General features: G+C 59.6%; 20 protein-coding genes. 9 read left to right on the forward strand and 11 right to left on the reverse strand.

The annotated features are described in order from the left end of the window. From asmA to udk, 3 genes are all read right to left on the reverse strand, one after another. A partial coding sequence (gene asmA, locus QMZ29_RS13415) for an outer membrane assembly protein AsmA (RefSeq protein ID WP_283225781.1) occupies positions 1-1,815 on the reverse strand: 1,815 nt, incomplete at its 3' end. Positions 1,816-1,859: 44 nt separating this feature from the next. After that, positions 1,860-2,441, reverse strand: a complete 582-nt coding sequence (gene dcd / locus QMZ29_RS13420; protein WP_019454407.1) for a dCTP deaminase — start codon at positions 2,439-2,441, stop codon at positions 1,860-1,862. A 125-nt stretch (positions 2,442-2,566) separates the two neighbouring features. Next, on the reverse strand, positions 2,567-3,208 hold the full coding sequence (gene udk, locus QMZ29_RS13425; RefSeq protein ID WP_004938922.1) for a uridine kinase: 642 nt from the start codon (positions 3,206-3,208) through the stop codon (positions 2,567-2,569). Between the two features lie 230 nt (positions 3,209-3,438). Here udk and QMZ29_RS13430 point away from each other — a divergent pair, with 230 nt between their 5' ends. Continuing rightward, the gene (locus QMZ29_RS13430; RefSeq protein ID WP_025302159.1) at positions 3,439-4,068 is read left to right on the forward strand and encodes a phosphatase PAP2 family protein; all 630 of its coding nucleotides are present in this window, start codon (positions 3,439-3,441) and stop codon (positions 4,066-4,068) included. Between the two features lie 45 nt (positions 4,069-4,113). Here the strand turns inward: QMZ29_RS13430 and apbC are convergent, their stop codons facing one another. Beyond that, positions 4,114-5,226, reverse strand: a complete 1,113-nt coding sequence (gene apbC, locus QMZ29_RS13435; RefSeq protein WP_261423851.1) for an iron-sulfur cluster carrier protein ApbC — start codon at positions 5,224-5,226, stop codon at positions 4,114-4,116. A 159-nt stretch (positions 5,227-5,385) separates the two neighbouring features. Between apbC and metG the strand changes: the two genes are divergently transcribed. From metG to sanA, 8 genes are all read left to right on the forward strand, one after another. After that, entirely contained in the window at positions 5,386-7,413 is a 2,028-nt protein-coding gene (gene metG, locus QMZ29_RS13440; RefSeq protein ID WP_261423853.1) for a methionine--tRNA ligase, read from the forward strand. A gap of 221 nt (positions 7,414-7,634) precedes the next feature. Further along, complete coding sequence (locus tag QMZ29_RS13445) at positions 7,635-8,702, forward strand: sugar ABC transporter substrate-binding protein (RefSeq protein ID WP_049205821.1); 1,068 nt, start codon at positions 7,635-7,637, stop codon at positions 8,700-8,702. Between the two features lie 131 nt (positions 8,703-8,833). Continuing rightward, positions 8,834-10,045, forward strand: coding sequence for an MFS transporter (locus QMZ29_RS13450; RefSeq protein WP_049205818.1), 1,212 nt, complete (start codon positions 8,834-8,836; stop codon positions 10,043-10,045). Positions 10,046-10,183: 138 nt separating this feature from the next. Further along, positions 10,184-10,591: a CidA/LrgA family protein gene (locus QMZ29_RS13455; protein ID WP_025302154.1), complete on the forward strand. Its 408-nt coding sequence runs from the start codon at positions 10,184-10,186 to the stop codon at positions 10,589-10,591. Then, positions 10,588-11,283 carry a CidB/LrgB family autolysis modulator gene (locus QMZ29_RS13460; protein WP_019454415.1) on the forward strand — a complete coding sequence of 232 codons (696 nt, stop codon included), beginning with the start codon at positions 10,588-10,590 and terminating at the stop codon, positions 11,281-11,283. The genes QMZ29_RS13455 and QMZ29_RS13460 overlap by 4 nt, the downstream gene beginning before the upstream one ends. A gap of 137 nt (positions 11,284-11,420) precedes the next feature. Beyond that, entirely contained in the window at positions 11,421-12,305 is an 885-nt protein-coding gene (cdd, locus tag QMZ29_RS13465; RefSeq protein WP_089195688.1) for a cytidine deaminase, read from the forward strand. Positions 12,306-12,527: 222 nt separating this feature from the next. After that, positions 12,528-14,225, forward strand: a complete 1,698-nt coding sequence (locus QMZ29_RS13470; RefSeq protein ID WP_025302151.1) for an NAD-dependent malic enzyme — start codon at positions 12,528-12,530, stop codon at positions 14,223-14,225. Between the two features lie 169 nt (positions 14,226-14,394). Continuing rightward, positions 14,395-15,138 (forward strand): outer membrane permeability protein SanA, encoded by a 744-nt coding sequence (sanA, locus tag QMZ29_RS13475; protein WP_004938948.1) that lies wholly within the window; start codon positions 14,395-14,397, stop codon positions 15,136-15,138. A gap of 67 nt (positions 15,139-15,205) precedes the next feature. Here the strand turns inward: sanA and mglC are convergent, their stop codons facing one another. The 7 genes from mglC to QMZ29_RS13510 form a co-directional block, all read right to left on the reverse strand. Continuing rightward, positions 15,206-16,216, reverse strand: a complete 1,011-nt coding sequence (gene mglC, locus QMZ29_RS13480; protein ID WP_004938953.1) for a galactose/methyl galactoside ABC transporter permease MglC — start codon at positions 16,214-16,216, stop codon at positions 15,206-15,208. An 11-nt stretch (positions 16,217-16,227) separates the two neighbouring features. Beyond that, positions 16,228-17,736: a galactose/methyl galactoside ABC transporter ATP-binding protein MglA gene (gene mglA / locus QMZ29_RS13485; RefSeq protein ID WP_004938959.1), complete on the reverse strand. Its 1,509-nt coding sequence runs from the start codon at positions 17,734-17,736 to the stop codon at positions 16,228-16,230. 99 nt (positions 17,737-17,835) lie between these two features. Next, positions 17,836-18,828 (reverse strand): galactose/glucose ABC transporter substrate-binding protein MglB, encoded by a 993-nt coding sequence (gene mglB, locus QMZ29_RS13490; RefSeq protein WP_025302149.1) that lies wholly within the window; start codon positions 18,826-18,828, stop codon positions 17,836-17,838. Between the two features lie 264 nt (positions 18,829-19,092). After that, entirely contained in the window at positions 19,093-20,130 is a 1,038-nt protein-coding gene (gene galS / locus QMZ29_RS13495; protein WP_282980768.1) for an HTH-type transcriptional regulator GalS, read from the reverse strand. Between the two features lie 126 nt (positions 20,131-20,256). Next, positions 20,257-21,429 (reverse strand): DUF418 domain-containing protein YeiB, encoded by a 1,173-nt coding sequence (gene yeiB, locus QMZ29_RS13500; RefSeq protein WP_060432735.1) that lies wholly within the window; start codon positions 21,427-21,429, stop codon positions 20,257-20,259. A 79-nt stretch (positions 21,430-21,508) separates the two neighbouring features. Beyond that, complete coding sequence (gene folE / locus QMZ29_RS13505; RefSeq protein ID WP_004938969.1) at positions 21,509-22,174, reverse strand: GTP cyclohydrolase I FolE; 666 nt, start codon at positions 22,172-22,174, stop codon at positions 21,509-21,511. 240 nt (positions 22,175-22,414) lie between these two features. Next, positions 22,415-23,575, reverse strand: coding sequence for a YbfB/YjiJ family MFS transporter (locus QMZ29_RS13510; protein WP_261423880.1), 1,161 nt, complete (start codon positions 23,573-23,575; stop codon positions 22,415-22,417). Between the last annotated feature and the right edge of the window lie 81 nt (positions 23,576-23,656).

Genomic DNA, 23,656 nt, shown 5'->3' on the forward strand with positions numbered 1-23,656 from the left:
CTTCTTCAGATCCTGGCCTTCGCGCGAATCCTTGTTCTTTTCAGCCCACTTGTTCAACGCATCCTTGGCCCGATCCTGCAGCGTTTTTCGCAGCACTTTATCGACTTGCAGTTGATAATTCAGCTGTTGCCAAGGCCCGTAAACCCGCAGCGGAATCGGCGTTTTTTGCAGTTGTTCGATCAGCTCGCCGCGCCCTTGCCATCCGCCGGTGACGCGCACGTTAAGCGCCATATCGCACTGCTTGCCCGGCATATCGATGCTGCCGGCGCCGGTCAGCGCCAGCAAAGGAGAATCCGCCGTCAGACCGCTGAGCTTGACCGTGCCTTGATTCAGGCTGGCCTGCGCAGAGACGCTTTTGACCTCGGTATAGCGCTGATAGCTGTCTTGCCCGCGCACGCTGTTATCGTTGCGCGCCACCGCCTGTTGGATCAGTTGCTGAATGTTCAGGCCGTGCAACTGCGCATCCTGCATCGCCAGCTGCGCCGTACCGCGCCAGCGGTGCTCAAATGACTGTGAAGAAAGACGATCGCCGGTCAGATCCCCTTTCATGCTGAATTTGCCGGTCAGCATCTGCGGCATGTCGAAGGCTTTGAGCACCGTGCCGAGTTCAACCTGGTTCAACGTCGGCTGCACGCTGATCACCGGTTTATTACCGCGCGCGTCCAGCGAGCCCGGCAAGGAGAAATCACCGCCGGCCAATTGCCCGACAAGTTTATGCAGCGTCAGTAGGCCGCGTTGATTATCCGCCGCGACGGCTAACTGGGTAACGTTCATACCGCGGTAGGTCAACTGCGCCGCCTGCAGATTCAACTGTGCATTGAAATTGCGCAGCGCTTCCAGGTTCTGCTGCCGATCGTCAACCTGGCTGGCGATCACCGGCGCGGCGGTCACGGCGGGCTGCTCGGCGGTATTAGTGCTGGATTGCCAACCGGAAAGCGCGTCGAGATCGAGATTAGCCGAATTCAGATTCACCACATAGCCAGGCACCGTCCCGAGGCTGGCACTGATATCGCCGGCCAATTGGCTGTTATTGGCACTGACGTTCAGTTGGCTGATGGCAATCTGCGCTGGCGTCTGCTGATAGACCACCTGTGCATTGCCCTCTCCCTGAATACCGCCATTAAGAATATCCGCGCCCACCAGTTGGTAATTGAACTGAGTCACTTTGGCGCCGATCTGGCGTGGGAACTGCTGTAGATCGACATCGGCCGCCATGCTGAAGGTCAGGTCACGCTGATCGCGGTTAACCCGACTGGAAAGTTCCAGCTGCGCCTGCCGTTTCTCCGTTTGTTGCAGAGTGAGATTGATATCCCGGACATTGATTTGCTCGTTGTCGGCGCGCTGCCAAACCAGCAGGCTGTCCACGACCCGTAGGTTGTCGATATCGAACTTCCAGGCCACGTCTGCCGCGTCAGTACCGCTACCGGCGGGTGCGATCGGGGCGTCCACCTGAGAGTGCTCTTCACTGTCGGACGTGAGGCGAATGACGGCATTTTTCAGCATCACCTGTTTAACAAACAGCTGATGCGACAATAGAGGCAATAGTTTGACATCGAGGCGCATGTTTTCCGCGCTCACTACCGGCGCCTTGGCACCCGGCGCGGTCAGCGTCATGCGCCCGGCCAGAATGCTGAGCTGTGGCCAGATATGCCAACGTAGGTCGCCTTCGAGCGTCAGTTGGTAGCCGCTCTTCTGTTCGACCTTTTTGACCATGTAACCGCGAAAATCATTCGGATTGACCAGCAGTACCAGCGCGGACATCCCCGCCACCACGACCACCAATAAAATCGCCAATGTCGTCAGTAATCTTCTCATGCCACCCTCTTGTCAGCGCCACACCGACGGTGCATCCCGCGCCGTTAGTCCTTGTCGATTCGACTGGCTACTGCGCCCTGCTGATCGCGATATTTTGCGTCCTGCCGGCTGTTATAAGGCCGGGCCGCCGGGCCGGACAACGGCTCAAAGCTCAAGGCGCCAATCAGCATCCCCGGCCGCAGCGCCAGCGGCAACTTGCCGGAGTTGTAAAACTCCAGCACGATGCGCCCATGCCAGCCCGGATCGATACGGTGCGCAGTGACGTGTACCATCAGCCCCAGGCGCGCCAGAGAAGAACGGCCGTCGAGCCACCCCACGAGATCGTCCGGCAACGTCACGGATTCGAACGTCACCGCCAGGGCCAGCTCGCCGGGATGAAGGAAGAACGCCTCGCCTTCCGGCAGGACAATCTCGTCGCTCATCACGCGATCCAACGCGGCGCTGACTTCGTCTTTCGGTCCGCTAAGATCGATAAAAGGCGCGGTATGGCCACTGAACACGCGGAACTGATTGCCCAAGCGGACATCTACTGTGGCCCCGTTGATGCGTTCGAGCGGCGGGCGCGGGGAAATCACCAGTTTCTCGCTATCCAGCCAGGCTTCTATATCGCGGTCACACAGTCTCATGTCTCTCTTCTCCATCAAAACGCATAACTAAACAAAAATTGCCACACAACGGGCGAAAGGTCTACGCCGGGGTGCAAATAGTTGGCCGCCGGCCGGAAATGCACATTTCCGGCCATTAAGGGGCATTATTCAAAGAATTGGCTGATTTTGGCTTTCAGAATATCGATCGCGATGCGGTTTTTGCCACCGCGCGGGACGATGATATCGGCGTATTGTTTGGAAGGTTCGATAAATTGCAGGAACATCGGGCGCACGGTCTTCTGGTATTGCGCCATCACCGAATCCATCGAGCGGCCGCGCTCGTTGACGTCGCGCTTCATGCGGCGCATCAGGCAGATATCCAATGGCGTGTCGACAAAGATCGAGAAGTTCATTTCCTGGCGCAGGCGGATATCCGTCAGCAGCAAGATCCCTTCCAGAATAATGACTTTTTTAGGTTCCAGGTGGACAGTTTCTTTCTTGCGCGTGTGTTCGGTGTAGCTGTACAGCGGCAGCTCGATCGCCTTACCGGCCTTCAGCATCTGCAGATGCTGGAACAGCAGGTTGTGATCCATGGCGCTCGGGTGGTCGTAGTTGGTTTTGACCCGTTCTTCCATGGTCAGGTGAGTCTGGTCTTTATAGTAACTGTCTTCTGGAATAACGCCGATGTGCTCATCGCCGACCTGCTCGCGGAGTTCGCGGTACAACGTGCTGGCGATAAGGCTTTTTCCGGAGGCAGATGCGCCAGCTATACCAATAATGACGCACTGATGCGGATTGTCAGTCATAAAATTAAAGACCTGATTTCATAGTGTGAAGGGGGGAACTAAAACGCGACAATTATAGGGAGTCGCCGGGGTTTGCGCCACTGTATATTGCGCAACGGCGGGCGAATTCGGGCTGTCACGCCACGGGCAAGCGGCATTTTAAGAATCTCACGCCTAGGGCAACGCGCCGTAACGGGTTACACTCCACGGCGCTGACTTTTGCTCCCCGTCCCCTTTCATCGGAGATTGATGTGCTGGATTGGTATTTTCTGACTTTTTTCGGCGACAGCATGCTGCTGCTGCCCTGCGCGCTGATTCTGTTTTTGTTGCTGATCGCGTCTCCCGCCACTCGCGCGGCAGGCTGGCAATGGGCGCTGATCTTCGGTTTCACCGGCGGGCTGGTCTGCCTGTCCAAACTGGCCTTTATGGGCTGGGGCATTGGTAGCGCAAGTTATGACTTCACCGGATTCAGCGGCCATTCAGCCCTCGCGGCAAGCATCTGGCCGCCATTGCTTTGGACGTTGACCGGTCGCTTTTCCCACCCCATACGTAGCATCGCTTTACTGACCGGGTGGATATTACCTTTCGCCATTGGCGTTTCGCGGCTGGAAATTCGCGTGCACTCGGTATCTGAGGTGATCAGCGGGCTGATTTTAGGCTACCTGGCCAGCGCACTGTTCCTGTGGTTGCAGCGGAGCAAAACGCGCCCGCATCTCTCTTGGCCGCACTTCGCCATCGCGCTGGCCTTGCCATTGGCGCTGATGGGACAGCGGCAGCCGGCTCCCACCCAGGGATTGCTGGAGCATATCGCCAAAACGCTGGCACAGATCGAACGTCCTTATACCCGGGCAGATTTGCACAACCCAGCCCGCATCCTATAAAAAAACCCGGCGTTTAAGCCGGGTTCTTGCATTGCGATAGGCTGATTACAGCGCGCGGAACGCAATCTCTGTCGGGATCGCCTCGCCCTGCCAATACATCTGCGCAGCCACACGGCCGGCCAATTGACGATACATGTCGGCGAATTCGCTGTCCGGTCGGCTGATCACCGTCGGCGTACCGCGATCCAGATCTTCGCGCAGCGAAATATGCAACGGCATCTGCCCCAGCAGACGACTGTGGTATTTCTGCACCAGCTTCTCGGCGCCACCGGTGCCAAAAATCGGCTCATGGTGACCGCAGTTGCTGCAGATATGCACGCTCATGTTCTCCACGATGCCCAGCACCGGCACATGCACTTTCTCGAACATCACGATGCCCTTGGCGGCATCCAGCAAAGCGATATCCTGCGGGGTGGTAACCACCAGTGCGCCGGTCACCGGAATGTTCTGCGACAGCGTCAGCTGAATGTCGCCGGTACCCGGCGGCATGTCCAGCACCAGATAATCCAGATCCGGCCACAGCGTATCCTGCAACAGCTGCATCAGCGCCTTACTGGCCATCGGTCCGCGCCACACCATAGCATTGTCGTCGGTCACCAGATAGCCAATAGAGTTGGTCGCCAGGCCGTGCGCCATGATTGGTGCCATATGTTGACCGTCCGGCGAAGTCGGCCGCTCGTGTTCGGTGCCCAGCATATTGGGGATCGACGGGCCGTATATGTCGGCGTCCAGAATGCCGACCTTGGCCCCTTCGGCGACCAGCGCCAGCGCCAGGTTGACGGCGGTGGTGGATTTCCCCACCCCGCCTTTACCGGAGCTGACGGCGATGATATTGCGCACGCCTTTGATACCGGCCTGGCCGTTGGCACGCTTCAGCGTCGTGATATCGTGTTTCAGCTTCCAATCGATGGCGCTGGCGCCGGTCACGCGCAGCAGCTCGGGGCCAACGCTTGCCTGCAGCGCTTCAAAGCCGCTCAGCCAGGCAAACGGCATCGTCAGTTCGATATGCAGCACATCGTCCAGCAACGCGCAGTGATGGATAGCCTTCAATGCGGTCAGGTTGTTTTTCAACGTCGGGTGTTCAAAGGCGGCCAGTACACCGGTCACCAGGGCGCGCAGAACTTCGGGGTTGGTCTGCTCAGGGGATTTTGCGTTCATCCCGGCTCCTTGATTTTGAATGGGTAGCTTCCGGCTAAGCATATCAGAACTGCCCGGCGGCTGGCGCGTATAACCTGCAAGAAACCGCCCTAGCAGCGAAGAGCGCGATCGGTTAACATCGAAGGCCCTTTTATTCATTACAGAAAGCAAGTTCTCACTATGGCTCAAGTCGCGAAAAAATTATTGGTGACGTGCGCGCTACCGTACGCAAATGGTTCCATCCATCTCGGCCACATGCTCGAGCACATCCAGGCGGATATCTGGGTGCGTTACCAACGAATGCGCGGCCACGAAGTGCATTTCATTTGCGCGGACGACGCGCACGGCACGCCGATCATGCTGAAAGCGCAGCAGCTGGGCGTAAAACCGGAAGAAATGATCGCGGAGATGAGCCAGGAGCACCAACAGGATTTCGCCGGCTTTGGCATCAGCTATGACAACTATCACTCGACCCATAGCGATGAAAACCGTGAGCTGTCCACCCTGATTTACAGCCGCCTGAAAGAAAACGGTTTTATCAAGAACCGCACCATTTCTCAGCTGTACGATCCGGAGAAAGGTATGTTCCTGCCGGACCGTTTCGTGAAGGGCACCTGCCCGAAATGCAAATCGCCGGACCAATACGGCGACAACTGCGAAGTGTGTGGCGCCACCTACAGCCCGACGGAACTGATCGATCCGAAGTCCGTGGTTTCCGGCGCGACGCCGGTAATGCGCGACTCCGAGCACTTCTTCTTCGATCTGCCGGCCTTCAGCGAAATGCTGCAGGCGTGGACGCGCTCCGGCGCGTTGCAAGAGCAAGTGGCGAACAAGATGCAGGAGTGGTTCGAATCCGGCCTGCAGCAGTGGGACATCTCCCGCGATGCGCCTTACTTCGGCTTCGAAATCCCGGATGCGCCGGGCAAATACTTCTACGTCTGGCTGGACGCACCGATCGGCTACATGGGTTCCTTCAAGAACCTGTGCGACAAACGCGGCGATCTGGACTTCGACGAGTTCTGGCGCAAAGACGCCACCACCGAGCTCTATCACTTCATCGGCAAGGACATCGTCTACTTCCACAGCCTGTTCTGGCCGGCGATGCTGGAAGGCAGCAACTTCCGCAAACCGACCAACCTGTTCGTGCACGGTTACGTGACGGTGAACGGCGCCAAGATGTCCAAGTCGCGCGGCACCTTCATCAAGGCCGGCACCTACCTGCAGCATCTGGATGCCGACTGCCTGCGCTATTACTACGCCGCCAAGCTCTCTTCACGCATTGATGACATCGATCTCAATCTGGAAGACTTCGTGCAGCGCGTGAACGCCGACATTGTCAACAAGGTGGTGAACCTCGCTTCGCGCAACGCCGGCTTTATCAACAAGCGCTTCGGCGGCAAGCTGGCCGACAGCCTCGCCGATCCGGCGCTGTACCAGACCTTCGTCGACGCGGCGCAGAGCATCGCCGAAGCTTACGCCAGCCGCGAGTTCAGCCGCGCGATCCGCGAAATCATGGCGCTGGCCGATCTGGCCAACCGTTACGTGGATGAGCAGGCACCGTGGGTGGTGGCGAAGGAAGAAGGCCGCGATGCCGATCTGCAGGCCATCTGCTCGATGGGCATCAACCTGTTCCGCGTGCTGATGACTTACCTGAAGCCGGTGCTGCCTTCGCTGACCGAACGCGCCGAAGCGTTCCTCAACGCCGAGCTGAGCTGGGACGCAATCCCGCAACCGCTGCTGGGCCACCAGGTGAACGCATTCAAAGCGCTGTTCAACCGTATCGATCTGGATAAGGTCAGCGAGATGGTCAACGCCTCGAAGGAAGACATGGCCGCCGCCAAACCGGTGACCGGTCCATTGGCCGATGATCCTATTCAGGAAACCATCACCTTCGACGACTTTGCCAAGGTAGACATGCGCATCGCTCTGATCAAGAACGCCGACTTTGTCGAAGGCTCCGACAAGCTGCTGAAACTACAGCTGGATCTGGGCGGCGAACTGCGCCAGATCTTCTCCGGCATTCGCTCCGCTTACCCGGATCCGAAAGCGCTGGAAGGCCGTCTGACCATCATGGTCGCCAACCTGGCGCCGCGCAAAATGCGTTTCGGCGTTTCGGAAGGCATGGTGATGGCGGCGGGCCCTGGCGGGAAAGAGATCTTCCTGCTGAGCCCGGACAGCGGCGCGCAGCCTGGTATGCAGGTCAAATAACCGCACCGGTGCGTAACATCGAGGGTCGAGCTTGCTCGGCCCTTTTTTAATGTCTCAAACCCGACGTTATAAGCAGTAAGAAAAAGTCATAACCGCTCTGATTCCCTCGCCTGCCGCATCTCGCTATGATGCTCCGCAACAACAAATAGACGTCCAGACAGAAAGACTGCTATAACAGACCTTCACCGGGATCGTTTCCCTGCTTTTTGGAGCCTATAATAATGAAAAACGTCAAGACTTCGCTGCTCGCCCTCAGCCTGCTGGCTGCCCTGCCGTTGCAGGCAGCGGAAAACGCCGCCGTGCCAGCTGCCATCGCTCAGCATCAGGGGCCGGTGCGCATCGCGGTGATCCGCAACCTCGGTTCCGACGACAACACCACGCAATTTTTGGCGGGTGCCATCCAGGAAGGACGCAAGCTGGGCTTCAAGGTGGACACCTTCCTCAGCAACGGCGACGACGCGCGCTTCCAGGACTTCGTCAACCAGGCTATCAGCCAGAAATATGACGGCATCATTCTCTCACAGGGGCGAGCCCCCTATTCCACCGAGCTGGTCAAACGCATCGCGGCAGCCGGCATCGCCGTCGCGGCGTTCGATACCGACGTCAGTGGCAGCGTTCCCGGCGTCACCGTCTCGCAGCAGGACGACGCTTCGCTGGCCAACGCCTCCTTCGGCCAGTTAGTGAAGGATTTCAACGGCCAGGCCAACATCATCAAACTCTGGGTAGCCGGCTTCCCACCGATGGAACGCCGCCAGGCCGCCTATCAGCAGCTGCTGAAACAGCATCCGGGCATTCACGAGCTGGAATCGATTGGCGCGGTTTCATCCGACGTGCAGGGCGATACCGCCAACAAGGTGGGCGCGGTGCTGGCGAAATACCCGAAAGGCAAGATCGACGCCATCTGGGGCACCTGGGACGCCTTCACTCAGGGCGCTTACAAAGCGTTGAAAGAGAACGGCCGCACCGAGATCAAGCTGTACAGCATCGATATCTCCAACCAGGACTTGCAGCTGATGCGCGAAGCGGGCAGCCCGTGGCAGGTCAGCGTGGCGGTGGATCCGAAGCTTATCGGCGCAGTCAACGTGCGCCTGGTGGCCAACAAGATCGCCGGGGAAAGCACGCCGGACAGCTATCAGTTCAAAGCGACGGTCATTCCGCAGGCGCTGCTGCTGGCGCAGCCGGGGCCGGTCAACGTCGCCGGGCTGGCGAAGATCATCCCCGGCTGGGGCAGCAGCAGCGACTTCGTGCAACCGTGGTTCGCCACGCTGCAGGCCGAACACGGTAAATAATGCTGTTTTTGACGAGGCTGCCGACGCAGCCTCTGTTTTTAAACTAATTTTCGGCTTCCCCCTTCCGTCCTCGCCAAAATACGCTATGTTATCTGCATCGCCCAATAACTGTATGCATAAACAGGCTTCGAATGAAGGGATTCCCCTCGCTGATTAACATGCTGCTGGCCAGTTCGCTGGTGTTGACCATCGGCCGCGGCGTGACGCTGCCGTTCATTACCATCTACCTCACCGAGCATTTCCATCTGCTGCCGAAGAGCGTGGGCGTGATCCTGGGCGTCAGCCTGACCCTCGGCATCCTTGCCAGCCTGTACGGCGGCTATCTGGTTGACAAGTTCAGCAAGAACCGCCTGATCCTGCTGTCGATTGTATTGTTTGCGCTGAGCTTCTTCGCCATTCCCTGGATCCCGCGCCCCGGCGGCGTGATCGTGGTGCTGGCCATCTTGCATACCTGTTATTCGGTGCTGAGCATCACCATTAAGGCCTGCTTCGCCGACGGGTTGCCGGTCGAGCAGCGCATCAAGGCTTTCTCAATCAACTACACGCTGGTCAACGTCGGCTGGGCGATCGGTTCTGCGCTCGGCGTTCTGGTGGCCGGGCTTAGCCCGCTGCTGCCGTTTTACCTGTCGGGCGGGTTGGCGCTGGCGACGGTGGCGGCGCTAAGCCTGCGCTTGCGCGGTCGGCAACAGCGCGCAACGCCAGCCGCCGCACCGGCCGCGCTCCCCAACTTCCGCCAGACGCTGACAATCCTGCGGAGCGATCGGCGGCTTATCTACTTCACCCTCGGCAGCACCCTGGGCGCCGTGGTGTTCGGTCAGTTCACCGGCTATCTGTCGCAGTATCTGATCACCGTCTCCAGCGCCGAGTTCGCCTACAAAATCATCGGGCTGGTGATGATCGTCAACGCCAGCATCGTTATCGCCCTGCAATACCTGCTCAGCCGCGGTATGCGCCAGGAAAACATGCTGCGCTGGCTGGTGCTGGGCACGCTGTTTTTCATCGTCGGGCTGCTCGGTTTCATGGCGGCCGGCCAGGCGGTCTGGCTGTGGCTGGCGGCGATGGCGGTGTTTACCCTCGGCGAAATCATCGTGATCCCGGTGGAATACATGTTCATCGACTTTATCGCGCCCCCGCACCTGAAAGGCAGCTACTATGGAGTACAGAATCTCAGCGCGCTGGGCGGCGCCATCAACCCGGTACTGTGCGGGGTGCTGCTCAGCTATGCCGCGCCGCCGCTGATGTTCGTGATGCTGATCGTCGCCGCGCTGCTCAGCCTGCTGTTTTTCTTCCTCGGCCACCGGCTGGCAGAACACGCGGCGGCAGCGGCCGAAGACACGCGCTGAACCCGCGCGTGGTAGCCATTGCAGGCTGTCAACCCGCCGATCGGGTATGGCACCCATAGCGATAATTCATGGTGCGATCTGTGGCATGGCTCACAGTTTAATTGTATGATGAATGCAGCAATTAAACGGGGAAAGACAATGGCCAACGTGCTCACACTGTGCTGGAAATACCTGAGAGCCCTGCTCCTCATCTACCTGTGTCTGTTCGTCGGCAATGCAGTGGCGGCGCTGCTGCCGTTCGCCATTCCCGGCAGCATTCTCGGCATGCTGTTGCTGTTCGCCCTGCTCTCGACCCAGATTATGCCGGCCAAATGGGTTAAACCCGGCTGCCATTTGCTGATCCGCTATATGGTGCTGCTGTTCGTGCCTATCGGCGTCGGGGTGATGAAATACTATGACCAGATCGTCGCGCATCTGGGCCCGCTGGTCATCTCTTGCCTCATCAGCACGCTGATGGTGCTGGTGGTGGTCGGCTATACCTCACACTATTTTCACCGCGAGCGCCGCATCGCCGGTAAGCCCGACGACACGGAGGGCAACCCATGATCCATGAAATCTGGTGGTCGCTGCCGCTGACGCTGGCGGTCTATTTCGCCGCGCGCTGGCTGGCGCGCAAGCTGAACATGCCGCTGCTCAATCCGCTGCTGGTGTCCATGGCGGTGATCATCCCGCTGCTGCTGCTCACCGGCATCCCCTATGAGCGCTACTTTCAGGGCAGCAAAATCCTCAACGATCTGCTGCAGCCGGCGGTTGTCGCACTGGCCTTCCCGCTGTATGAACAGCTGCACCAGATCCGCGCGCGCTGGAAGTCGATTATCGCGGTGTGCTTCATCGGCAGCCTGACCGCCATGATCAGCGGCGGCGCCATCGCCCTGTGGCTGGGCGCCACGCCGGAAATCGCCGCCTCTATCCTGCCGAAATCGGTCACTACGCCAATCGCCATGGCCGTCGCGGACTCGCTCGGCGGTATTCCGGCGATCAGCGCAGTCTGCGTCATTTTCGTCGGTATCCTCGGCGCCGTGTTCGGCCATACGCTGTTCAACCTGTTGAAAATCACCACCCACTCTGCGCGCGGCCTGGCGATGGGCACCGCATCCCACGCGCTGGGCACCGCACGCTGCGCGGAGATGGACTACCAGGAAGGCGCATTCGGCTCGCTGGCGCTGGTGATCTGCGGCATCATCACCTCACTGCTGGCGCCGTTCCTGTTCCCGGTGCTGCTGCATCTGTTCGGCTGAATACGGCGAAACTTGCGATACATCTCGCATTTATTTATTTCATTGCATTAATTTCACCAATTAAGAGATATTAATCACACTTTAATGTCTCTGGCCTGCCTAGAATGTTACCCCGTTAACTCGTAGAGAGACCTTCTATGCATCCGCGTTTTCACACCGCTTTCAGCGCACTGCCCGCGACACTGCAATCCGCCCTGCGGCCCTATCTGGACGCGCCTGACTTTCCGGCGATGTTCACGGCCGAGCAAGCGGCGGCGATCCGCACAGGTTGCGGGCTGGACGATGATGCGCTGGCATTCGCGCTGCTGCCGCTGGCGGCGGCCTGCTCGTTAACCCCGATATCGCATTTCCACGTCGGCGCCATCGCGCGCGGGCAAAGTGGCAACCTCTATTTCGGCGCCAATATGGAATTCAGCGGCGCACCGCTGCAGCAAACCGTGCATGCAGAACAGTGCGCGGTTACCCATGCCTGGCTGCGCGGTGAATCGGCGCTGGCCTCGGTCACCGTCAATTACACGCCGTGCGGTCATTGCCGCCAGTTTATGAATGAGCTGAACAGCGGCGGCGAACTGCAGATCCGTCTGCCGGGCCGCGCGCCGGCTACGCTGGCGGACTATCTGCCGGACGCCTTCGGCCCGAAAGATCTGGATATCGCTTCGCTGCTGATGGACAAGGTCGATCACGGTCACCAGCTGGCGCTGGACGACGCACTGACACAGGCGGCACTGGCGGCGGCCAATCAGAGTCACGCACCGTACAGCAACGCCCACAGCGGCGTGGCGCTGGAAACGACAGACGGCATTATCTATGCCGGCCGTTATGCGGAAAACGCCGCCTTCAACCCTAGCCTGCCGCCGCTGCAGGCCGCGCTGATCCTGCTGAACCTCTCCGGCGACGATTGCCTGAACATTCGCCGCGCCGTACTGGTCGAGCCGCAGGAGGCGATCCTCAGCCAGTGGGACGCCACCCGCGCCACCCTGGCGGCGCTAGGCTGCCAGAACGTCAGCCGCGCCACTTTCTAAGCGCACCACGGCGGGGCCATCCGGTTCCGCCGTTAACAGCCCCGCCCGCCAAATACAATGCCCCGACGCCGCAAGAAACACTTTCTTTAGTTAAAAAAATCATTTGATTGTCGATAATTACGCCAACCTGGTTCATCATCTGGCAACAAATGCTGTACATCTTCTCTTTATCTCTTAGGATCGTCGGCAATAAAGTTATCTGATACGTGAAGAGTAAAACTGATGGAACTAGAATACGAAAGCAAACGCCCGCTCTATATCCCTTACGCCGGCCCGATTCTGCTGGAATTTCCGCTGCTGAACAAAGGCAGCGCTTTCACCGAGGAAGAACGTAGCCACTTCAACCTGCACGGCCTGCTGCCGGAGGCGGTGGAAACCATCGAAGAACAGGTGGAACGCGCCTACCGTCAGTATCAGGATTTCAAGAACGATAACGACAAGCACATCTACCTGCGCAACATCCAGGACACCAACGAAACCCTGTTCTACCGCCTGCTGGACTCGCACCTGAGCGAGATGATGCCGATCATTTACACCCCGACCGTCGGCGAGGCCTGCGAGCACTTCTCCGATATCTATCGCCGCGCGCGCGGGCTGTTCATCTCCTACCCGAACCGCGATCGCATCGATGACATGCTGCAAAACGCCACCAAGCAGAACGTCAAGGTGATCGTGGTCACCGACGGCGAGCGTATCCTCGGCCTGGGCGACCAGGGCATCGGCGGCATGGGCATTCCCATCGGCAAGCTGTCGCTGTACACCGCCTGCGGCGGCATCAGCCCGGCCTATACCCTGCCGGTGGTGCTGGACGTCGGCACCAACAACCCGCAGCGCCTCAACGATCCGCTGTACATGGGCTGGCGCCATCCGCGCATCTCCGGCGAGGAGTACCACGCCTTCGTCGAAGAGTTTATTCAGGCGGTCAAACGCCGCTGGCCGAACGTGCTGCTGCAGTTCGAAGACTTCGCACAGAACAACGCCACCCCGTTGTTGAACCGCTATCGCGACGAGATCTGCTGCTTCAACGATGACATTCAGGGCACTGCCGCGGTGACCCTCGGCAGCCTGATCGCCGCCAGCCGCGCCGCCGGCAGCCAGCTGCGCGATCAGACCGTCACCTTCCTCGGTGCCGGTTCCGCCGGCTGTGGCATCGCCGAGCAGATCATCGCGCAGATGAAGTCCGAAGGGTTGAGCGAAGACGAAGCGCGCGCCCGCGTATTCATGGTCGACCGCTTCGGCCTGCTGACCGACAAACTGCCGAACCTGCTCGATTTCCAGAGCAAGCTGGTACAGAAGAGCGACAACCTGACCGGTTGGGAAACCGCCAGCGACGCCATCTCGCTGCTGGACGTGGTGCGCAACGCCAAGCCGACCATTCTGATCGGCGTTTCCGGCCAGCCGGGGCTGTTTACCGAAGAGCTGATCCGCGAAATGCACAAGCACTGCGAACGCCCTATCGTGATGCCGCTATCCAACCCGACCTCGCGCGTGGAAGCCCGCCCAGAAGACATCATCAACTGGACCGACGGCGCCGCCCTGGTCGCGACCGGCAGCCCGTTCGCACCGGTGAGCTATAAAGAGCAGCTGTACCCGATCGCCCAGTGCAACAACTCCTACATCTTCCCAGGGATTGGCCTCGGCGTGCTGGCCTCCGGCGCCACCCGCGTCACCGACGCTATGCTGATGGCCGCCAGCCGCGCGCTGGCGGACTGTTCGCCGCTGGCCACCGACGGCCACGGCGCACTGCTGCCGAATATCGACGATATTCAGGGCGTGTCGAAGTGCATCGCCATGGAAGTGGGTAAAGCGGCGCAGCTACAGGGTGTGGCGATCGTCACCTCCGAAGACGCGCTGTCGAAAGCCATCGAGCACAACTTCTGGCGGCCGCAGTACCGCAGCTACAAGCGCACCTCGTTCTGATTGACGCGCTGAAATGACCCAGCCCGGCTCCGCCGGGCTTTTTTGTGCGGCAAAACCGCCTAAAAATGCGGCGTTGCGCGTGCTTCAGGCGGTTCGCGTCTTGCGTCGATCGGTCAGGTAAAGTAGCCTTGATCCATCTTTTTCAGCCCGGCGCGCGTAAGGCAACAACATGTGGAAACGCCTGATCATCAGCCTGTTCATCATCATTGCGGTGTTGATGGGTTCGGCTATTGCGCTCGATCGCTGGATCAGCTGGAAAACCGCGCCTTACGTCTACGACGAACTGCAGGAGCTGCCGCACCGCCAGGTTGGCGTGGTGCTCGGCACGGCCAAGTATTACCGCACCGGGGTGATCAACCAGTACTACCGTTACCGCATTCAAGGGGCGATCAACGCCTATAACAGCGGCAAGGTGAAATACCTGCTGCTGAGCGGCGACAATGCCCAGCAAAGCTACAACGAACCGATGACCATGCGTCGCGATCTGATCGCCGCCGGCGTGGCGCCGAGCGATATCGTGCTGGACTACGCCGGCTTCCGCACTCTAGACTCCATCGTGCGCACCCGCAAAGTGTTCGACACCAACGATTTCATCATCATCACCCAGCGTTTCCACTGCGAGCGCGCGCTGTTCATCGCCTTGCACATGGGCATTCAGGCGCAGTGCTACGCGGTGCCGTCGCCGAAGGACATGATGACGGTGCGCGCCCGCGAGATCTTCGCTCGCCTGGGTGCGCTGACCGATCTGTACATCCTCAAGCGCGAGCCGCGCTTCCTCGGCCCGCTGATCCCGATCTCCGCCATGCACACCGTGCCGGAAGACGCCCAGGGTTATCCCGCCGTGTCACCGGAACAGTTGGTTGAGCTGGAGCACAAGCTGAAAGAAGAGAAACAGAAAGCCAAACAGCCCTGACGCAGAAAACGCCCAAAAAGAAAGGCCGGCAAAATAGGCCGGCCTTGTTGTCTGTGCTGCAGGAAATCTACTTCTTCTTGGCGTATTTCAACGAGTCCAACGCCACGGCGAAGATGATGATGCTGCCCTTGATGATGTACTGCCAGTACGGGTTGATGCCGATATAGGTCAGGCCGTAGTTGATGACGGTAAAGATGATCACCCCGGTCACCACGCCCCACACCGTACCCACCCCGCCGGCAAACGAGACGCCCCCCACCACGCAGGCGGCGATAGCGTCCAGCTCATACATAAAGCCGAGGTTATTGGTGGCGCTGCCGATGCGCCCCGCTTCCAGCAAGCCGCCGAAGGCGTAGAACACGCCGGACAGCGCATAGATCATGATCAGGTTCAACGGCACGTTGACGCCGGACACCTTAGCCGCTTCCGGGTTGCCGCCGATGGCAAAGATGTTCTTGCCGAAGCGGGTCTTGGTCCACAGGATCCAGACGAATATGATGGCGATCAGCGCATAGAAGGTAATGTACGACAGCTTAAAGTCGCCGAAGCGCAAGAAGCCCTGGGCAAAGGTGGAAAACTTCGGATCGAAACCCGCGACCGGCGAAGCGCCGACCGAATCGTAATACAGCGAGTTGATGCCGTAGACGATGATCATGGTGCCCAAAGTGGTGATGAACGGCGTTACGTTGAGATAGGCAATAATCAGGCCGTTAACCAGACCGATCACCGCGCCGACCGCACACACCAGTAAGATGACCAGGGGAATCGACCAGGTTTCCATGTGCGGGAATACCTTGTTGACGTTATCCATCGATTGCAGCAGCGTGGCCGCCACCACTGCCGCCAGCCCCACCTGCCGCCCGGCGGACAGGTCGGTGCCCTGAGTCACGATCAGCCCCGCCACGCCCAGCGCGATGATGATGCGCACCGAAGACTGCGTCAGGATGTTGCTCAAGTTCATCAGGCTGAGGAAGGTAGGATCCTGAATGATGATGATGGCCAACAGCACCAGCAACACCACGTAAATGCCGCCTTCCTTGAAATAGGTAAATAAGGTTTTTTTATTTAGCGCGTTCATAATTCCGATCCTTAAAGGTGCAGGGAGGCGAGACGTAAGATTTCATTTTGCGAGGTCTGTTTGGTATTAACGATGCCCGCAACCTGACCATTGCTCATCACCAAAATACGGTCGGTGATCCCCAAAAGCTCCGGCATTTCGGACGAGACGATAATGATCCCCTTGCCCTTCTTCGCCAGTTCGGTCATCAGCTGATAAATCTCGAACTTGGCGCCCACGTCGATGCCGCGCGTCGGTTCATCCAGCATCAGGATCTCCGGCTGCGTCAACAGCCAACGGCCGATGATCACCTTCTGCTGATTGCCGCCGGACAGCGAGCCGATATGGGTGTGATGCCCCGGCGTTTTCACCCGCATGGCGTCAATCACCCACTGGGTGTCGCTCTTCATCCGCGCGTTATCCAGCAGGCCGAGCTTGTTTTTATAGTTGCGGATATTGGAGATCAGCGAGTTGAAGCCCACGTCGAGGTAAGCATAAATCCCGGTGGATCGGCGCTCTTCGGTCACCAACGCAAAACCGTGGTTGATTGCTTCGTTGGCGCTGTGGTTATCGATCGCTTTACCGTGCAGCTTGATAGTACCCGCCACCTTTTCGCGAATGCCGAACAGCGTCTCGACGATATCGGTGCGTTTGGCGCCCACCAGCCCGGCGATGCCGAGGATCTCGCCCTGATGCAGATCGAAGGACACATCGCGGATCGAGGGCTGGCGCAGCGACGTCAGGTTCTTCACCTCAAGGATCACTTCGCCCGGCGTGTTTTGCCTGTCGGGGAAACGCTGGCTCAGCGAGCGGCCGACCATCATGGCGATGATCTTGTCCATATCCAGCCCTTCCAGCGGCTGGGTGGCGATCCACTGACCATCGCGCAGCACCGTTATCTCGTCGCACAGCTGGAAGATCTCTTCCATCTTGTGCGAGATATAGACGATGCCGCAGCCGCGTTCTTTCAGCTTGCGGATGATGGTGAACAGATGATTGACCTCTTTCTCCGTCAGCGAAGAGGTCGGTTCATCCATGATGACGATCTTGGCGTCGTAGGAAAACGCCTTGGCGATCTCGATCATCTGCATCTGCGACACCGACAGGTTGCCCACCTTTTCGCGCGGGTTGATGTCGATATCCAGCTCGTCAAAGATCGCCTGGGTGTCTTTGAACATCTTGTCCTGATCGACGAACAGGCCTTTGGTCGGATAGCGCCCCAGCCACATGTTGTCCATCACGGTGCGTTGCAGCACCAGGTTCAGCTCCTGATGTACCATCGAAACGCCGTGTTCCAACGCTTCCTTCGAGCTCTTGAAATCGATTTCCCTGCCCTGAAACACAATGCTACCGCTGTCTTTTTTATAAATGCCGAACAGGCATTTCAGCAACGTCGATTTCCCCGCCCCGTTCTCCCCCATCAGGGCGTGAATCGAGTGCGGACGGACGCGTAAATTGACATTGTCCAAAGCTTTGACGCCGGGAAATGACTTACAGATATCCGTCATTTCCAGCAAAAATTCGCGTGAGCTATCGGCCATAAATACACCTGGCTTAACGATCTTGCAGTCGTAAACATCCCCGCCGGCGGTATCCCTGGTGTTGGCGCCGCAGGCGGGGTCTTAGCGGGATCTCAATTCTTATTTAACGAACTGAGACAGGTTGTCTTTATCTACACCGACGTAAGGGATACGCACGACTTTATTTTCGACTTTATATTGGGTGCCTTCGGTGGCCGGTTTGCCTGCCGCCAGGTTTTTCGCCAGCTCGAAGGTGGCTTTCGCCTGGTTGTCGGCGTCGTTCAGCACCGTGCCCGCCATCGCGCCGGATTTCACCAGCGCCAGCGCTTCAGGCAGCGCATCGACGCCGAACACCGGGATACTGGTCTTGTTGTGCGCTTTCAGCGCTTCCACCGCGCCCATCGCCATGGCGTCGTTGTTGGCGATCACCACTTCAATCTTGTTGGCATTCGGGCCGGAGAGCCAGGCGTCCATCTTGTCTTTCGCCTGCGCGGTATCCCACATCGCGGTATCCATCTGCAGCTGCTGGGTCTTGATGCCTTTTTCGTTCAGCGTCTTCACCACGTAGGTAGTGCGCGCTTCGGCATCCGGGTGGCCCGGTTCGCCCTTCAGCAGCACGAACTGGATCTGGCCGTCTTTGTTCAGATCCCAGGCCGGGTTGGCTTGCCAGTGTTTGGCGATCAGCTCGCCCTGGATCACGCCGGACTCTTTGGAGTCGGTGCCGACGTAATATGCCTTGTCATAGCTGTCCAACGCCTTGCGGGAAGGTTCTTTGTTGTAGAACACCACCGGGATATCGTTTGCGCGCGCCTTATCGATAACCACCGGTGCCGCGGCCGGGTCGACCAGGTTGATCGCCAGCGCTTTCACGCCCTTGGCCAGCAGCACGTCGATCTGATCGTTCTGTTTGGACTGGTCGTTCTGCGAGTCATTCATCAGCAGAGTGACGTCCGGCGAAGCCTTGGCATCTTTCTCGATCGCCTTGCGCACCACCGACATGAAGTTGTCGTCGTATTTGTAAATCGTGACGCCAATACGGGTATCAGCATGGGCTGCGGCGCCAAACATCATGGCTGCGGCCATGGCGGCCAGGGTGAAAACCTTCTTATTCATTGTCAGTCTCCGGTTCTGTGTAGGGTATTACTCGTCTTTGAGCCAATGGTCACCGGCAGTGCGCACACCCCAGGCCAGGCGATTTCCACTCAACACCTGTCGTCCGTGGATCTTATTATTTCCGAGAAATGCTGTGTCAGCGCGAGATAAAGGTTGCAGCGGCAAGGGCCTTTGCGCCGGAAAACGCCTAGAGCATAGACGGCGTGATGTTAATATTCTGTGAATTTTCTCACAGATTGAAAACGGTTACACAGGATTAAATCGTCAGAGAGTGACCGTCGCCTCACTTTGCCAGGGGGCGACAGAATGGCGCCGCACCAGCGTCGGCATGAACAGATGAGCGGCCTGCGGCTCCGCCAGGCCTGCTGCGCCCTGCAATGCTAGCTCGGTGGCCAGCGTGGCCATCGAAACGATCGGGTAACGCACCGTGGTGAGTTTGGGGCTGGTGTAACGCGCGATGGGAATGTCGTCGAAGCCGATCAGCGAGAAATGCTGCGGTACCGTGATACCGTTTTCTTTCAGCACCGCCATGGCGCCGGCGGCCATGGCGTCGTTGTAAGCGAACACCGCGCTCAGCTGTAGATTACGCCCCAGCAGTTCCACCATCGCCGCCTCGCCGCCCTGCAGATCCGGCGAACCGTAGGCGCGCCAGTTGTCCGGCGTGGCCAGCCCGGCGGCGGCCATCGCCTGCGCATAGCCCCGCTGGCGTAGCGACCCGTCTTCGATCGGGTGATTGGAGCCCAGGTAGCCGATGCGCCGATGGCCCTGCGACAGCAAAAGACGCATTGCCATTTCCGCGCCGCAGACGTTATCCAGCCCGACGCAGCGTGGCTCATAGCCGGGGATAATCCGATTGATCAGCACCATGCCCGGCACCTGCTCCAGAAAGCCGATCAGCTCGGCGTCGCTCAGGGCTTTGGCGTGAACAATCAGGGCATTACAGCGCTGACGGATCAGCACTTCGATCGCATGGCGCTCTTTGTCCGCCTGATGATAGCTGTTGCCGATCAGCAGGTATTTGTGGTGTTTCTGCGCCACCGTGTCAACCGCTTTCACCAGCGCGCCGAAGAACGGATCGGAGACGTCCATCACCACCACGCCCAGGGTATCGCTGCTTTGGGTCGCCAGCGCCTGCGCGTTGGCGTTGGGGCGATAGCCCAGATCCGCCACCGCCTGCAGCACCTGCTCGCGCGTCTCCTTGCTGGTCAGCGCGCTGTGGTTCAACACGCGGGAGACGGTCGCCACGGAGACCCCGGCGCGTTTCGCCACGTCGCGAATGGTGATCGGATGAACTGGAGGCATGCGGGATCCTGAAATCGGGGTAGTGGCCGGTGGCGCTATCCTACCCCGATTGGCCCGCTGCTCGCGTGAATTACGTCACAGGAAAGAAAACGTTTACATACATTTTTTTAACCTGCCGATGGGCACTCATTTCAGCGTTTTGGGCTCCGCTTCGCCGGCGGCCAGCTGCGTCAGCTTGCGCCACAGCCACTCCATCGGCCCCTGAGCGAAATAACGCAGCCACAGTACGGAAAACGCCAGGTTGGCCAGCCAGACCAGCGGCACGAACGCCAACAGCTGCAGCCGGTCGAACTGCTCATAGAGACCGAAGCGATAAAACAACGTGGTGCAGATCAGCGTTTGCAGCAGGTAGTTGCTCAGCGCCATGCGCCCCACCTGGCTCAGCCAGTGGGCGATGCGCAGGCGCGACAGTGCGGGCCAGAAACCGTAACACAGCGCCAGATAGCCCATCGCCTGCAGCGGGGCGCCCAGCTCACGCGGCACCTGCAGCAGGAAACCGCTCCAGCGATAGTCCCACTGCACCTGCCATTGCAGCGCCACCGCCGGCAGCTGGATCAGCACCGAAAGCGGCAGCAGCCACGCCGCCTGCCTCAGGTAATAGCCGGATGAGTAGCTGCCGCGCAGCCAGCCGCTGCGCATCAGCCCGGCGCCGAACAGCATCAGCCCCGCCAGCTCCCAGCCATACTGCGCGCCGATGGCCAGCAGGCTGGACGAGAGCAGATCGGCGCGGCTGCGCCAGGCTTCGAAACCGCCCTGCAGCTTCCAGAACTTCTCGTACTGCAACTCCGCCACGCCCGGCTGCCAGAAGCTGCCCGGTTCACCGTGCGAGATAAAACCGAGCAGCAGCAGCACCGCCACGCCGATCAGGTAGAGCACCACGCCGGTTTTCAGCAGTTGGAAAGTTTCTTTGGCCTCACGGATCATGCGCCAGCACACCAGGCCGATCAGCCCGTAGGCCAGCAGAATATCGCCGTCCCACAGGAAGATGGCGTGCGCGAGGCCGAACAGCACCAACCACGACAGCCGCGCGCGGATCCAGCTTTTGCCGCGCCGCAGCAGCATGTGCAACCCAGCGCCGAACAACAGCGCGAACATCGCCAGGAACTTGGCCTGGGCGAAGAGATCCAGCAGCGCCCAGGTCCAGGCATCGCGCGACGACGGCATCCCCAAATAGGCCGGGTTGAGATAGGCGGCCTTCGGCAAGCCGAAGGCGCTGATGTTCAGCAATAAGATGCCGAGGATGGCGATGCCGCGCACGCAGTCCAGCGTAGCGATGCGCGGCAGAGGATGACTGTTCATTTTTTATCGCTGTCTTCCGCTCATGAAAAAGGCGCCCGCAGGCGCCTGTTATGCTATTGCGAGTCGCCCCGCAACGCCATCACCCCTGGTGATGACGCACCGCGCGCAGGAACTCCTGGCGGGTATTCTGGCTGGACTTGAACAGCCCCCCCAACGAGGTGGTGGTGGTGGCGCTGGTCGCGTCGCGAATGCCGCGCGCCTTGACACAATAATGGACCGCGTCGATCGATACCGCCACGTTATTGGTACCGAGCAGGGTCTGCAGCGCGACCAGGATCTGCTGGGTCAGGCGCTCTTGCACCTGCGGACGCTGGGAGAAGAACTGCACGATGCGGTTGATCTTCGACAGACCGATCACCGAGTCTTTCGGGATATAGGCCACGGTAGCCTTGCCGTCGATGGTGACGAAGTGGTGCTCGCAGGTGCTGGTCAGCGTGATATCGCGCACCGTCACCATCTCATCCACTTTCATCTTGTTCTCGATGACGGTGATTTTCGGGAAGTTGGCGTAGTCCAGCCCGGAGAAGATCTCGTCGACATACATTTTGGCGATGCGATGCGGCGTTTCCGCCAGGCTGTCGTCAGACAGATCGAGATTCAGCAGCTGCATGATTTCAGTCATGTGCTCTTTGATACGACGCTTGCGCGTTTCGCGATCCAGCACTTCCCCGCGCAGCGGTGTCTCCAGACCACGCTCTTCCAGTGCCGCATGCACCAGCGCGGCTTCTTTACTTAATGATGTCATGTATTTGTTCTCCTGCGGACGGAACCCGCCGGCGGCCTGATAGGGCGTGCGGCCGGCGAATTGCTTGCTCTCGTGACGGCAGAGTTTTCGTGATGGATAACGTGAACCCGGTCAAGATTTTGCCCCCACTGTAGATGAGAGCGCGGCGATTATCCAGTGATTGTGCTTCATCCGCAGGTGAAATATTCGCATTTAGCACAATCAGGCCGGCTGCGGGATTCCACGCTTTTTGTATGGATTTTAATCAGCGCATCGCCGTTTTTGCGCCAACCGCCGCGCCGGGGTATTCATCACCAACGCACCGGCCACCAACAGCGCCGCCACCGCCACGTACAGCGCCGGCTCCAGCCGATGGGTCATGGCGGTCGACAGCGCCGACAGCATCGGCCCGACCAGTTGGCCGATCGCATAACCGGTGGTCAGCAATCCGGCCATGTAGCGCGCATGGCGCGGCGCCAGTTCACGGCCGTGCTGAAGGGCGAGCTGCACCACGCAGAGGAAACCGCCGCCGGTCAGCACCGCCCCGAGCGCCAGGCCGGTCACACCCGGCACCACTTCGGCGCTCAGCACGCCCAGCGCCTGTATCCACAGCGTGATCGCCAGCCGGGTCTGGGTGGTCAGCCGATGACGGGTCAAAATGCCGATCACAATCCCCAGCACCGCCGCGCCGCCGAACACCGGCCAGACGAACTGCGCGAACAGGCTACCGGGAAAGCGCGCGGCCGCCATCTGCGACAAGAACGTCGCCGGCAGGATGTAGCCAAAGCCGGCCAGGCTGTAGCTCCACACCAGGCGTTTGAGCGCCGGCGTCAGCAGCAGCGGCTCCGGGGCCACATCCGGGCGATGCAGCTCGCCGCTGCGCGGCAGAAAGGCGCTAATCCCCCCGACCAACACCAGCGCCAGCCCGCCATACACCAGCCAGGCCTGCGCCGCCGTCAGCCCCAGCGTGTTGATGCCCACCGCCAGCATGCCGCTGAGGAAGATACCGGCACCCGGCCCGGCGAACACCGCCGCGCTCAGCGCCGGCCGGCCGTAGTGCGCCAACCGCTCGTTGGTCCAGGCCGCCACCAGCACCATCGCCCAGCCGCTGGCCCAGCCGATGACGAAGCGCAGCGCACCGTGCGTCCATTCATCCTGCGCCAGCGCCGACAGCAGCGTCAGCGCCATCGCGCCCCATACGCCCAGCCACAGGCGCCGCTCGACGTGGCGCGTGGCGCGCATCGCGTCGTAGGCGCCGCACAGGTAGCCCAAATAGTTGATCGCCGCCACCAGCCCGGCGCCGGTGAGGCTGAACTGATGTTCCGCGATCATCAGCGGCACCTGCGGGGTGAAAGCGAAGCGGCCAATGCCCATCGCGACGATCAGCGCGGCAAACCCGCTCAAGGCAATACGTAAAGCCATATCGGCATCCAAAAGGTTAAAAGAAAGTTGCCAGTATCATGCCGCAGTATTAAACTCACAAAAACTGAATAATACTAATCA

This window comes from Serratia sp. PF-27, assembly GCF_030053255.1.
Taxonomy (GTDB): Bacteria; Pseudomonadota; Gammaproteobacteria; order Enterobacterales; family Enterobacteriaceae; genus Serratia; species Serratia bockelmannii.